The sequence below is a fragment of the Luteimonas sp. TWI596 genome (assembly GCF_039674105.1).
Lineage (GTDB): Bacteria > Pseudomonadota > Gammaproteobacteria > Xanthomonadales > Xanthomonadaceae > Luteimonas.
Genome location: NZ_JBDJMU010000002.1, coordinates 214694 through 227830, shown reverse-complemented (window position 1 = coordinate 227830; position 13137 = coordinate 214694). Strand labels below are relative to the sequence as shown.

Annotated in this window: 11 protein-coding genes; all 11 read right to left on the bottom strand. The window is 60.0% G+C overall.

Features of this window, described 5'->3' with window-relative positions:
- Positions 1-2: 2 nt before the first annotated feature.
- The 11 genes from ABE487_RS02445 to ABE487_RS02395 all read right to left on the bottom strand — a co-directional run bounded on the left by ABE487_RS02445 (position 3) and on the right by ABE487_RS02395 (position 13124).
- Positions 3-1169, bottom strand: a complete 1167-nt coding sequence (locus ABE487_RS02445) for a nucleotide sugar dehydrogenase (RefSeq protein WP_346450809.1) — start codon at positions 1167-1169, stop codon at positions 3-5.
- A 26-nt stretch (positions 1170-1195) separates the two neighbouring features.
- Positions 1196-2491, bottom strand: coding sequence for a hypothetical protein (locus ABE487_RS02440; protein ID WP_346450808.1), 1296 nt, complete (start codon positions 2489-2491; stop codon positions 1196-1198).
- A gap of 44 nt (positions 2492-2535) precedes the next feature.
- Complete coding sequence (locus ABE487_RS02435; RefSeq protein ID WP_346450807.1) at positions 2536-4215, bottom strand: DUF6311 domain-containing protein; 1680 nt, start codon at positions 4213-4215, stop codon at positions 2536-2538.
- On the bottom strand, positions 4206-4805 hold the full coding sequence (locus tag ABE487_RS02430; RefSeq protein ID WP_346450806.1) for a hypothetical protein: 600 nt from the start codon (positions 4803-4805) through the stop codon (positions 4206-4208). Before ABE487_RS02430 ends, ABE487_RS02435 begins: the two co-directional genes overlap by 10 nt.
- On the bottom strand, positions 4802-5200 hold the full coding sequence (locus tag ABE487_RS02425) for a GtrA family protein (RefSeq protein ID WP_346450804.1): 399 nt from the start codon (positions 5198-5200) through the stop codon (positions 4802-4804). Before ABE487_RS02425 ends, ABE487_RS02430 begins: the two co-directional genes overlap by 4 nt.
- Positions 5184-6122, bottom strand: coding sequence for a glycosyltransferase (locus tag ABE487_RS02420; RefSeq protein ID WP_346450803.1), 939 nt, complete (start codon positions 6120-6122; stop codon positions 5184-5186). Before ABE487_RS02420 ends, ABE487_RS02425 begins: the two co-directional genes overlap by 17 nt.
- Before the next feature lie 11 nt (positions 6123-6133).
- Entirely contained in the window at positions 6134-7084 is a 951-nt protein-coding gene (locus ABE487_RS02415) for a UDP-glucuronic acid decarboxylase family protein (protein ID WP_346450802.1), read from the bottom strand.
- Between the two features lie 115 nt (positions 7085-7199).
- Positions 7200-8123, bottom strand: coding sequence for an NAD-dependent epimerase/dehydratase family protein (locus tag ABE487_RS02410; protein ID WP_346450801.1), 924 nt, complete (start codon positions 8121-8123; stop codon positions 7200-7202).
- A complete protein-coding gene (gmd, locus tag ABE487_RS02405) occupies positions 8107-9147 on the bottom strand; it encodes a GDP-mannose 4,6-dehydratase (RefSeq protein WP_346450800.1) in 1041 nt (346 codons plus the stop codon). The genes ABE487_RS02410 and gmd overlap by 17 nt, the downstream gene beginning before the upstream one ends.
- A 111-nt stretch (positions 9148-9258) precedes the next feature.
- Positions 9259-11784, bottom strand: coding sequence for a glycosyltransferase family 1 protein (locus ABE487_RS02400; protein WP_346450799.1), 2526 nt, complete (start codon positions 11782-11784; stop codon positions 9259-9261).
- Positions 11785-11786: 2 nt separating this feature from the next.
- Positions 11787-13124: an FkbM family methyltransferase gene (locus ABE487_RS02395; protein WP_346450798.1), complete on the bottom strand. Its 1338-nt coding sequence runs from the start codon at positions 13122-13124 to the stop codon at positions 11787-11789.
- Between the last annotated feature and the right edge of the window lie 13 nt (positions 13125-13137).

The window sequence follows — 13137 nt, the reverse complement described above, 5'->3', positions numbered from 1 at the left end:
CGTCAGTTGTCGCCAAAGAGATCGCGGGTATAGACCTTGTCGGCGACATCGACGAGCACATCCGCCATGCGGTTGCTGATGATCACATCCGCCTCCTGCTTGAACGCCTGAAGATCGTTGACCACGCGCGAACCGAAGAACTCTGACGCTTGCAGCACGGGCTCGTAGACGATCACTTCGACGCCCTTTCCCTTGATGCGTTTCATGATGCCTTGGATGCTCGACGACCTGAAATTGTCCGAGCCCGCCTTCATGATCAAACGATAGACACCTACCACCTTCGGGCGGCGCCCCAGAATATCCGCCGCGATGAAGTCCTTGCGCGTGGTATTGGATTCGACAATCGCGCGAATGAGGTTCTGGGGCACACTCTGATAATTAGCGAGCAATTGCTTGGTGTCCTTCGGCAGACAGTAGCCGCCATAGCCGAACGACGGATTGTTGTAGCCCGCGCCGATCCGCGGATCAAGCGACACCCCCTCGATGATCTGTCGACTGTCTAGACCATGGGCCTGCGCATAGGTGTCCAACTCATTGAAGTAGGAGACGCGCATCGCCAGGTAGGTATTGGCGAACAGCTTGATGGCTTCTGCCTCGGTCGAATCGGTAAAGAGAACAGGAACCTGCTCTGCTTCCGCCCCCTGCTCGAGTAGCGCAGCGAAAACCCGTGCAGCCTCTGTGTGATCTCCAACGATGATACGAGACGGATACAGATTGTCCTGAAGCGCGCGCCCCTCGCGTAGGAACTCCGGTGAGAACAGGATGCTATCGACGCCTAGCGAGCTTCTAAGGCTGCGCGTATAGCCCACCGGGACCGTCGACTTGATGACCATCGTGGCGGATGGGTTGATCGCGATTACCTGTCTGGCTACCGCTTCGATGGACCGTGTGTCGAAGTAGTTGGTCTCCGGGTCGTAGTCCGTAGGGGTGGCGACCACGACAAAACTCGCTCCCTCATAGGCATCCTGGGGATCCAGCGTGGCACGGAAATTGATCTCCCCCTGATCAAGCGCGGACTGAATATCGGCATCTTCGATAGGCGACTCCCTCCGATTGAGCTTTTCCACTTTCTCTGCCAACAGATCCAGCGCGACCACCTCATGATGGCGCGCCAGGAGAATCCCGTTGGAAAGACCAACGTAGCCGGTACCTGCAATCGCAATTTTCATTAATTCATTCTTCTCGAGGAAATAAATTACCGAGGAGCCGGGATGTGCAGCATCCTCTCTCGAGCGCAATCGTAGTAGACCTGCCCCCTCCAGAACGCCATGCCTTCGGCCAACGCCTGCTCGGGTAGCGCCTGACGCATGCGATCACATGCCGCCCCTGGCCACAGAGAATCGGGCATCGCCCGCTCCGCGGACGAAAGATAGGGGGCGAGTATGTACATCGCAGAGACGGCGATCACCGGCAAGGATGCACCGAAGGCGACGACCCGCGCTTGACTGACCGCCTGATCGGCAATCCTACGCGGGCGCAGCGAAATCATCGCGGCCACAATCAGCGCAAATGTGGGCGGGAGAAGAAGGCGATTGCCCCAGCTATCCCACCCGAATGGAGCCCACCAACGCGCGAACGCCAAGGCGGAAATCGCCAGAACGAGTCCAGAGCCGATCAACGCCGCACGACGTGGCACCCATCCTTCCAGTCGCCATCCGGCCAATGCAACGAAGACCGGAAACGTCCAGAACACCAGTGCTCCGCCATTGGGCGATAGAAGTGAACCGGCGAGGAACTCGGCGCTTTTCCCCAGTGTCGGCAGCGTCTGTCGCGCCTCCTCCATGTAGCCCAGCGGTAACGGCGTGCCGTAGCGGAACAGGTTGTAGAACGCGGACAGCGTCACGGCAAGCGCGACGGGGACTGCCGCCACCGCAGCAGCCCGCCACAAAAAGCGCCGCCCCTCGCCCACCCCGGCCCATTGCCGCAACTGGTGACGATGCAGCCACAACAGAACCAAGCAAGCAGCGCCAACGAGAACCGCGGCCGTATCCTTGTACAGAGGAAAGATCAGTCCTGTTGAGAACAACAAGATGCCGGTGTCCTTGCTCGGCTTCGACGGTCCTGCCTCAAGCAGCCGGACGAAGGCGCCCAGATAAAGCCCACTGAACACCGCCGACTGCAGTTCCATTGCTCCGCTGGCGATGTAGAACAAGGGCAGCGGGCTAAGCAGGATGGATGCGAGATAGGGATAAATCAGATGCGCTCCGCGACCGCGCTGCAGCCATAGAAAAGCCAGTGCTGGCAGCAGCAATGACACCACATTGACTGTTGTCAACATGCTGCGATCGTTCACATGACCGGAGCCCGCCAAACCGGCATTCATGAGGTAGGCCAGCGGAAATTTGCTGACCCCAGAGCACGGCACCGCAGGAGCGTCGAGACAGCTCGCGACCGCGGTCCAGTCGCCTTGCCAGGCGGCGTAGTCGGTCGGGTTGAACTGAGCGGTGCGGCCTGCCTGCCAAAGCGCGGCTGCCGACAACAGAAGCAGCATTGCCCTGACGGGCCAGGGCCGACATCGCATGCTGCTTGGTGTACCTAGTTGCGCTTTGGAGTGCACTTCCATTCATCCTGACCAGGTTGCAGCGGCGAGCAGTCATGGTCGAGCCGAAGGCGTTCCCCGCGATCGGCGTAGACCGCACCCGAGACCAGGTACAACGCTCGAGGATCGAGTGACTGGAATCTCCCATCGTAATCGCAGTGGTATGCCGTCTGGTCTGCAGGCGTTCGCGCCGCATAGAAATTGTTAGTAGGCACCTTCAGGCGCGCTGCGAGGTCGCCGATCGCCTCGTAATTGCGAACCCCACCTGCGGGTGTGTGCTGGTTGTCGCATTGCCAGGCCGGAAACACCAGGACAGCGCTGTATTGAGCAGCAGCGATCCCGTCAACACGCAGCGCATTGCCCGATGCGATCGTGTTACGGACGTTCGCGCCGATCGTGCTGACATCGACGATCTGCAACGCGGTGATCGCCATCAACAGCGCCGCCGCCCGACGCACGCCGAACCGGAGGGTGCACGCACATACGCTCACCAGGATCAACCAGAAGCCCGCCATCCAGAAGAACCGACCCGAGCCCCGGAAACGCGAAAGCAGGTATGTCACGGCACCGGGCAGAGGAATCTCGAGCGAGTGACTCGCAACGGTTACCGTCGCCGACACCGCCAATGCGGTACAGAGAAGCACGATCGCCAGCGCAGGCACGAATGGGAACCGGTTATCCGGCGCGCGATGATTGACGTAGGTCAATAGCGCAATGGCCATCAGGCTCAATACGCCAAGTCCCACATAGGTATAGCCCTCGAATGTCTGCCCGCCTGTAGCATCGGGCACGTCCAGAGGTAGCAGTCGAGCGATTCCGTGCGAATCGAAGGGGCCGAGCACATTCATCGAGTAGACACCGTACCCGCCACTATGCGCCGTTGAGCCCCCCAAAAAGCCGAACAGCGCCAGGCCTGTGGCGGCGACGCCCCCGATCGCCACCAATCTGCGCAGGACTTCGGCAGATCCAAGTGCTCGGATGCGAAAAAGGCTCAGCGTCGCGCTGCTGATGCAGACCATCAGAGCGAGATAGGGGTTGAGTCCGGTGGCCAGCAATACGACGCCGCAGTTGGCGAGATACCAACGCGAGCCGCGTACTTCGAGGGTCGCAAGCGCCGCCCAGATGGACAGCACCAGTACCCACTGAGATGACAGCGCAGTGTGCCCCTGGAAGCGGTAGAAGGTGTAGGGAACGCTGGCGATCAGGAACGCACAGCAGATCGCGACGACGACCGAGGCCCCCCCCCTGCCCGCACCGACGCGCGTAAGCGCCGAAAGGGCTGCAAGGTAGGCGAACAAGGCCTGCAGCACCAGGCACATCAGGAAGTAGTAGCCGAAGTACTGTGTTCCGGGTTCTACAAAAGATGCGACGGGACGAGCCAGTAGCAGCAGCAATGGCATCGGATCGAACAGCGCGATGCTCAATGGCAGCGGATGACTCATCCGTGTCGAGGCCAACCACACAACGTCTGGATCGGACAGGTACTGACGCCAGGCCGTATGCACCTGAGACAGGTCGCCCCATAGCCAGTGAACATCATGCACATCCAAGGGAACGGCTCCGAGCACATAGCGCCCCCAGCAGACCGCAAATGCAATGACGGTCAGGGCGCCAAGAAGGCGGGCCGTACTGCGGTGACGGACAATGCCGCCCAAGCGAAGCGTGTTCACCTGCACCGGTAGTCAACCTCTGACGCGCTGCGGCGAAAGGGATCCGTCAAGTCATCACTGTAGCCGCCCATGATCAGCCTGTGCTTGGGAAGGAAATGGGCACGATAAAAGCGGCCCATCGATGCGAACCTCTGCCCTTTGTCGGTCAGACGCACACATCCGTGTTCAATGGTGATCGTGCCCGACTCAAGCTGTTCGGTCAGACGGATATCCACCAGCCGATGCTCAACCATGTATTCCTTCACGAAGACATCCGCCATGCGTGCCTGCTCGATGCCCCCACCGCGCTGTTGCAACTTTTCGAGGATGTAGAACGAAAGGGACCGGTCGACCACAGTCGGAACGCTGATGGCAAAGGAATAGCCACCCAGCGTCCAGAACAGCAAGAGCAAGATGCACTCCAACCCCGTGAAATGTCGGGCCTGCCGCGCACCCCACAGTAGGCCGGCGCAGATCGCGACGGCTATGAGGGCGTCGATGATGGCCGCATACAGGACGACGTCGACACGAAAATGGCGCATGTGCACATAGTGCACCGCCAGCAACACCGCAACGAAAGTGACTGTCGCCAAGAAAGCACGCACATACTTGCTCATCTGAACACCACGAATTTGTTCGCCACGAAACTAAAAGCCATCTGTACACCGGTCGCGAGCAAGAATCCGATCCGATAGCCGTAACCTAGCCAGTCAGCCCAGAGATACATGATGCCCGCATGCAGAGCGGCAATGAGAACGTAGAGCAAGACGAAAAGCCCCCCCTGTTTGACAAGGCTTCCCTGCTGCCCACGAAAAACGAAGTACCGGCTTCCAATGAAGGACGCTGCAATCCCGAACACCGCTGCGATGGCATTGGCGATTGCCGCAAGGGGGATATGCAATACCTCAATGTTGAATAGCAACACCCCATAGTGGACCGAAGTGGCGACAACGCCATTGATCAAGTAACGGACAAGTTGACCGCCCAGCCCCCCCTCAACTGCGGCCGGCATATTGGATGTCGTCAATGAACTCACGATAGCTTCCCGACAGCAGCACGCCGCCACCTCGAATCATGCCCGACAGCATCAGGATGATGAGCGTCAGGGCTGCAGTCTGCAGAAATACAAGCAAGAGAATGCCGAATGCGAGGGAGAACCAGCCAGGCGTGGCGAAGCCCAGCATCTTCAACATCAGAGCCAACACCCCACCCAGAACTGAAAGGCTCGCGACGATGGTGCAGGCGATACCAACACGCACCAGCACGTCCTCGGCGAACACCATCAACGCACGAAACCCGTGAAGCGCCAGGCCGACGAAGTTCATCTTGCTGCGTCCGGCATATCGCGCGCCCCGATCCAGGCCGCAGTTGCGGACACGCAGCTTGGAGGCGAGCACGGCGGCGGCGACATGCGTCCACAATTCCTGCATCGCGGCCAATCTTCGCACCGCCGGCATCTTGGCCGCCATGAAGTTTCCAAAGCTGATCCTCCTGCCACTGAGCAAAGAGAACAGCAATTTGTAGACCACATAGAAGGTCTTGAACTTCAGCGACTCGACCCGACTTTTGCGGGTTGCCACCACGACATCCACATTGGGCGACGCCAGGCCTGCGATGAGATCGGAGATGCTCTGTGGCGTGTCCTCGCCATCGGAGTCCATTGAAATGACGATCGCTTCGTCTCCGAAATTTTCGGCCACATAGCTCAGACCAATCGCGATTGCACGCTGGTGCCCGACATTTCGGCGCAGTTTGAGCACGACGCCCTCGAGGCCAGCAGCGCCGATCGCAGCGACGTCCAGCGGCTGCCGCACCGAGCCGTCGTCGACAGCGACAATATAGACATCGGGTCCCTGCATCCGCGCCAGTTCGAAGAACAGCTGCGAAGACGCCTCCAGATCTTCATACACCGGCATCACCACGATCTTGCGCATTGCCAACTCCACTAGGCTTGCAGCCGATGACGGAAGTAACTGATCGTTTCCTGCAGTCCATCCTCGAGCGCGACCTTCGGCGCCCAGTCGAAGGTCGCCTTCGCCAGGCTGATGTCCGGCTGGCGCTGCTTCGGATCGTCCGAAGGCAAGGGACGATACTCGATCTTCGACGGTCCACCAACGAAACGAAGGACCGTCTCGGCAAGTTCAAGCATGGTGAACTCGCCAGGATTGCCGATATTGACGGGGCCGGTGAAATCGGCCGGAGACTCCATCAACCGCAACATGCCCTCGATGAGATCATCGACGTAGCAGAAGCTTCGGGTCTGGGTGCCATCACCATAGATCGTAATCGGCTCGCCCTTGAGCGCCTGCACAATGAAGTTGCTGACCACACGGCCGTCATTGGGATGCATGCGCGGACCATACGTATTGAAAATGCGCATAACCTTGATCTCGAGCCTATGCTGCCGCCAGTAGTCGAAGAAAAGGGTCTCCGCGCAGCGCTTTCCTTCGTCGTAGCAGCTGCGTATGCCGATGGGGTTGACTCGCCCCCAGTAGCCCTCGACCTGGGGATGTATCTCGGGGTCACCATAGACTTCGCTGGTACTGGCTTGCAGGATTCTGGCGCCGATTCGCTTGGCCAATCCCAGCATGTTGATTGCGCCGTGCACACTGGTCTTCGTGGTCTGCACGGGATCATGCTGGTAATGCACAGGCGATGCCGGACAAGCCAGGTTGAAGATGCGGTCCACTTCCACGTAAAGCGGGAATGTGACGTCGTGGCGCATCAACTCGAAACGTGGATGATCGAGCAGCCCGCCGACGTTAGCTTTGCTTCCGGTGTAGAAGTTGTCCACGCATAGGACGTCGTGGCCTGCTTCAATCAGGCGATCACAAAGATGGGAGCCCAGAAAGCCGGCGCCGCCCGTGACCAGAACGCGTTTTTGTTCTTCAACCATGGTCAGTACAGTCCTCGGAGTTGATGGTTGCGCATCGGTCGGCCTCTATGAGCGAGTCGAAAGACACCCAGCTATCTATTCAAATGCAATCAGAACTCGGCGATCAAACCTCGATCTAATGCGGCCATGCCCCCAGCATCCAAGCCAACGTCTGCTCGAACGGGGGTGTCTGCCAGTCGCCGATCCAGCTACGCAGGCGTTCGTTACTGCCCAGCAACGTCTTGACCTCGTTGGCGCGCACGAATTCGGGGTTCACCAGAACATCGAGTCGATGCCCTGTGAGTGCTGTGCACATCTCGATGATCTGCATCAACGTGAGGCCGCGGCCGGAGCAGACGTTGAGCACCTCGTTGTTCGCTGGCACCTGAAGTAGCGAGCGATACGCCGATGCCACCGCTCGCACATCGCCGAAATCGCGTGAAACCTCGACGTTGCCAAGCTCAATCGCCGGCGCCCGCCGCACGAAATGCGACACGATTTTCGGCACAAGAAAGTGCTCTGCCTGCCCGACTCCTGTGTAGTTGAAGGGCCGCGTGATAGTGATGGGCAGTCGTCCGCGCCAGAGCCCGGCGATATGCTCCATCGACAGCTTACTGACCGCGTAGTCGTTGGCTGGCGCGGGCATGGTGGTTTCGTCCAAACGCCCTGACAACGCGTTGCCATAGACATTGGCACTGCTCGCCAACAGGACTCGCTCGGGAACGCGCTGCACTTGTTCGAGCGCGACCAGCAGATTGCGGGTACCCAACATATTGACGCTATAGAACTCTTCGGCCTGGTCATGACCGACAAACGCCAGAGCCGCAAGATGAACGACCATGTCTGCTCTGGCTTCAGTCACCGCGGCCGCCAGCGCAGATTTGTCCCTCATATCGGCAACGACATGCTGGTCCGCCGCCCCGCTTATCGAGCCAGGGCCGCCCAGCGCGATCACGTGACTGCCGTGGGCCTGCAACTCGGCCACAACATAGCGCCCGGTGAAACCGGACGCGCCCGTGACCAGGATCCGCTTTCCTCTCAAATCAGAAAGAGAAGCCACGCGCGTTCCTTTCCAGGTCGGCTTTCACCATCATCTGACAGAGCTGCTCCAGGGTCGTCTGCGGCCTCCAGCCCAGAACACGCTCCGCCTTGCTCGGGTTGCCTATCAGCAGATCCACTTCGGCGGGGCGATGGAACTTCGGGTTGATGCGCAGCACTGTCTTCCCGGTGGCGCTGTCGACTGCGACCTCCTGCAGGTCGCGGCCGCTGAACTCGACATCGATGCCCGCCCCCTTGAACGCCATGGTGACGAAGTCACGCACGGTCTCGGTTCGATTGGTGGCGAGCACGAACGTATCAGGCTGATCGGCCTGCAGCATGCGCCACATGCCCTCCACATACTCCTTCGCAAAGCCCCAGTCTCGCTTGGCGTCGAGGTTGCCCAGCTCCAGTACATCCAACAGGCCCAGCTTGATCTTGGCGACGGAGTCGGTGATCTTTCGTGTCACGAACTCGCGCCCGCGCAGTGGGCTCTCGTGGTTGAACAAGATGCCGCTGGAGCCGAAGATGTCGTAGCTCTCGCGGTAGTTCACTGTGATCCAATGCGCATAGAGCTTGGCGACGCCATACGGGCTGCGCGGGTAGAAGGGAGTGTCCTCAGCCTGCGGCACCGCTTGCACCTTGCCGAACATCTCCGAAGTCGACGCCTGGTAGAAGCGGATCTTGGGATTCACGAGACGAATCGCCTCAAGCAGGTTCAGCGCCCCGACGCCGGTGATCTGCGCGGTGGTGCTCGGCTGCTCGAAGCTCACACCGACGAAGCTCTGCGCGGCGAGATTGTAGATCTCGTCCGGCTGGATCCTCTGGACCATGGCCAGCGAGGTCCCCAGATCGGTCAGATCGTACTCGACCAGATGCATATTCGTGTGCGTGGTAGCGCCTACTTCATCCAGACGCCAGAAATTGACCGAACTGGTCCGGCGATACGTCCCATGAACTTCATATCCCTTGTCGAGCAGAAGCTTGGCCAGGTACGCGCCATCCTGCCCCGTCACGCCCGTGATAATCGCCTTCTTGATACCCATATCCATTTTGCTCACTATGTTGATGGCATTACGACGATGCGCCACTGCGGTTTGACTGGCGGCCGCATTCTTCCGCCCATTCGACCAGCCCGCCTTCAATAGGCCGACCGGTCACGATCTGCGAGTAGACTGCCTGTCTCGGCCACTTGGGCTCAACAGGGCTGCTTCCAGCTGTTTGGCGCTCTCGCGCCAGGTCGCCCAAGTCAGCGCTGTGACGTCCGGCAGGCGTCCAGCTTCATGATCGGCGATCCACTTGCGCAATGCGACCGCCAGGGACCCGGCGCTGGCGCTGCTGAAGTAGCTGACGTGCTCACCGCCCACTTCGCGGAAAACAGGAATATCTCGCGCAAGCACCGGCATGCCCTGCTGGGCGGCCTCGATCAGCGGCAAGCCGAAGCCCTCGCCCTTGGAGGCCGCCAGCAGACAGGTGGAAGCAGCATACACCCTAGCCAGATACTCATCGCTGATTGCTTCCAGCCAGAACAGACGCCGACCGCGCTCGGGATGTGTGTCGATCCGATCGCACAGCTCGTCAACAAGCCAGCCGCGCTTGCCCACGATCACCAACAGCACGTCGATGCCCTGCGCCCACAGCTGCTCGAATGCAGCCAGCGCGTGCGCGTGCCCCTTCCGCGGCTCCAGCGTTCCCACCATCAGGAAGCTTGTCGCAGCGCCGATCCGTTCGATGACTGCCTCACCGGCGTCCGGCAGGCCTCGACTGGGTGTGCTGTTTTCAATGTCCGCGCCCAGATGGAACCAGTCGATCGTCGGGTGCGACTCCAGCATTGCGTTATCCATCCATGCCCGCACGTCGTCAGCAACCGCCTTGGAGATGCAGATCAGGTGGTCGGAGTAGTCCATGATCGCCCTGAGCCAACGCTCGTGATAGCGCCCGCCGTCGAGAGGCCACCACTCAGGATGCCGGACCGGCAGGATGTCATAAATCACGAAAGCGACCTTGACTCCCGCCGCCCGGAAGTAGTCGAACCAGTGCGGAACCAGCGACGCTGTGTCGCCGACAAGATCCAACCCCAGGAAGACATCCCCGGCGTGACACACCAACGGCACATCCTGGTCGCTCTCTTGGACTCCAGGCGCAAGGCGAGCGGTGAACGCATTCGCGCATACATACTGCCCGCTCGCACGATCGATCCGAACCAACTGGACCCGATAGCCCTCTGGTGGCTGGGCAAGCCACTCTGTCGCAATCGCACGGGTTACTCGCTGAATTCCAGTCCGGTGGTCGTGTACGGCGAGCTCCGACACATCGAGAAGGATACGAGGTGAGGCCGGGGCAATTGAACGATCCAATGCATCTGCCAGCGCCATGGCGACATGGTCCGCCAGTTCGTCCTCCTCCGCCAAGACTTCGATTGCATGCGAAATCACTCCATCACGCTCCAAGCCGGCTGCAGGCGAAGCGGCGTGAAGTGCTTCACAGGCCTCCAGTGCCGCAGAGGCAACCTTGGGCCAAGAAAACTGCGCGCCTCTCGTAAGCGAGTACTCCCGCAATGCCGACAACGCCGCCTCGTCGTCGAGATGACGCGACATGCACTCGCGGATTGAGGCCACGTCCATCGGATCGAACAATGCACTCTTGCATGTCGCGATCTCACGGATACTTGAAGCATCAGAAGCAAGGACCGCGGCCCCGCAGTTCATCGCTTCGAGTACCGGCAGTCCGAACCCCTCGTGCCAGGACGGAAAAATAAAGAAACGGCAGCGATTGTAGAGCGCGACCAGATCGCGGTCGGAAACATAACCGGTGAACACGATCTCCTCAGGACGCATGCCGAGCTCGGCCGCCATTGTCTGCAGTTCCGCGATGTGCGGGCCATGCATGCGGCCCGCCATCACCAGCCGCAGCATACTGCGCTGTCGCTCGTCCAGACATGCATAAGCTTGCACCAGCCGACGAAGATTCTTGCGCTCGTCAGAGCCTCCCGTATAGAGGATAAAATCAGTGGCGATACCGAATTTTTCCTTGACGCGACGCAACGTCAGGGAATCACTGGGCAACGGCTTAAATATCTCGTCGCAGGCACCGGATATGTTGACCACTTGATCTGCATCAAAGTGGAGGACGTCCCTCGCCTCGGCGGCAGCACTTAAGGAGATGGCCAACAGGCGATCGGCACGATGTAATGATTCGAGTTTATCTCTGTAGTACATCTTGTAGGGAGGAATCGGGTCCAGGTAGGCCCCGGGGTTCATCAGCGGAATCAAGTCGTACAGAGTGACGACGGTCGGCATCCGAAAAGCCGTCCCGATGCTGATAACGGATTGATCGCCGTAACCTTCGAACAAACTCGATACATGCACCACGTCCGGCGCCAAGGCCGCGATCGCGGCCTCTCTCACGATCTGCGCCCTGCGGATGCGGTCCTGGTTGTTGCGATCCATGCAATGCACCGGCATCGGCACATGCCAGACATGGATGTTCTCCGGTGGCAGAACGCCGTCGAATGCCAGCCGGATCGCCGGCACCGTTTCAACGAACGAGCCATTGAGCGCCAGATGGATGTCATGACCACGGCTCGCGCGCGCCATGGCAAGCGCCAATGAGAGGCTGTAGCGGCCAATACCTCGGTAACGGCTCTCCGACTGCGCGCCCTGAAGGTCGATGACGATGCGCATGCTCACTCTTTCCTGTTGTTCGATGCCGAACTCAGCCGCTCGTAGAACTGGCGCGCGCGCAAGGACAGCAACTCGACCCCACTTTCGTCGCCGAAGTACTGGACCTGCCCCAGCCCACCGACCAGTACGGGCTCGGGATGCGCTGCCACGATGCCTCGATCACTGGCCAGTAGCCGAAGCCGCGCATGCAGAAATGGCACGAGCCGGACTGCCCTGTTGAGCGAGCGGCCCAAACGCGGCCTTGCGAGTATCGCGCCCATCGTGCGTACCAGCGTCTCGCGAGCTAGAACCTTCGGCTGGCGTACGGCTCGACCGATGTACCACAGTGAGACTCGCAGCGGATGTGTGATCCGCCAGGACTTGCTCTGGAGTATCTCCTGCATGAGCGCCTGCTGCCGCGCCAACTCGACATCGCGGCGATGAATCTCACCCGACAGAGCATGGCCATGGAGCACCGCACGCTCCAGATCCTCCTTGTACCCTTCGACCGCTTCGCTCAGCATCTCCACTTGACGTTCGAGTGCGGATTCGGCCGCACGCTGAGCGTCCGCCACATCGAGAAGCTCCTGCGCCTGCATCGAGGCCTGCGTGAGTTCGGCGTGCAATTGCGCATGGCGTTCGGCGGCAACCGCATTGGCCGCGGCGCAGAACGACGACTGCGGCGCCAGGACGAAATCGTCAAACACGTTTGGACCGCAGGCCAGCGCCGACAGCAACTCAAGATGCTCATCGCTGACGTAAAAGCGGTTCAGGCCATCGAAGTACGCAAACGTATACCCCTTGGCCAACACCATCGGCTCCCAGCCGTCATGGCTGGGCTCCGGGCTTAAGGGGCGTGTGCTCTCAATTACCAGGATCCAGGGCCTATGTCCGGATTGCCATCCAGCAATGACCTGGTGCTCCGCCCCTTCAACGTCAATCTTGAGCCAGTGCACCTGCTGCGCGGCGACGCACTCGAATACCTCATCCAGCGTCATTGCCGGCACATCGACTTCACTGACATGGAACCCAGCCTGTGCGTGGCGTTCCGCGATATCGACCTCCAGCGTGCTCAGCCCGGTGTCTGGAATGTCGTAGAACCGCAGGCTTCCCGACTCGTCCGACACTGCAGCCTGGATGACCTGCTCGTCGGGACGGGCTTCCCGAAGCGCCTGCGCATAATACGCCGCCGGCTCGACATGAACGCCGCGCCATCCCTTCAGATAGAAAAGCCGGCTGACCGAATGCTCTTCGGGGCTCTGAGCACCGATGTCGATATAGGTACCTTCTCGCACCTGCCCGAGGGCTCGCCAAAGAATGACGTCCTCGAAGTTCTGGGCATAGGAGATCAAATTAAACATGCATGTATCCGTT

Coding starts and splice junctions, on each gene's coding strand:
- ABE487_RS02445 (WP_346450809.1), bottom strand. CDS start 1,169: ATGAAAATTGCGATTGCAGGTACCGGCTACGTTGGTCTTTCCAACGGG.
- ABE487_RS02440 (WP_346450808.1), bottom strand. CDS start 2,491: ATGCTGCTTCTGTTGTCGGCAGCCGCGCTTTGGCAGGCAGGCCGCACC.
- ABE487_RS02430 (WP_346450806.1), bottom strand. CDS start 4,805: ATGAGCAAGTATGTGCGTGCTTTCTTGGCGACAGTCACTTTCGTTGCG.
- ABE487_RS02425 (WP_346450804.1), bottom strand. CDS start 5,200: ATGCCGGCCGCAGTTGAGGGGGGGCTGGGCGGTCAACTTGTCCGTTAC.
- ABE487_RS02420 (WP_346450803.1), bottom strand. CDS start 6,122: ATGCGCAAGATCGTGGTGATGCCGGTGTATGAAGATCTGGAGGCGTCT.
- ABE487_RS02415 (WP_346450802.1), bottom strand. CDS start 7,084: ATGGTTGAAGAACAAAAACGCGTTCTGGTCACGGGCGGCGCCGGCTTT.
- gmd (WP_346450800.1), bottom strand. CDS start 9,147: ATGGGTATCAAGAAGGCGATTATCACGGGCGTGACGGGGCAGGATGGC.
- ABE487_RS02400 (WP_346450799.1), bottom strand. CDS start 11,784: ATGCGCATCGTCATCGACCTTCAGGGCGCGCAGTCGGAGAGCCGTTAC.
- ABE487_RS02395 (WP_346450798.1), bottom strand. CDS start 13,124: ATGTTTAATTTGATCTCCTATGCCCAGAACTTCGAGGACGTCATTCTT.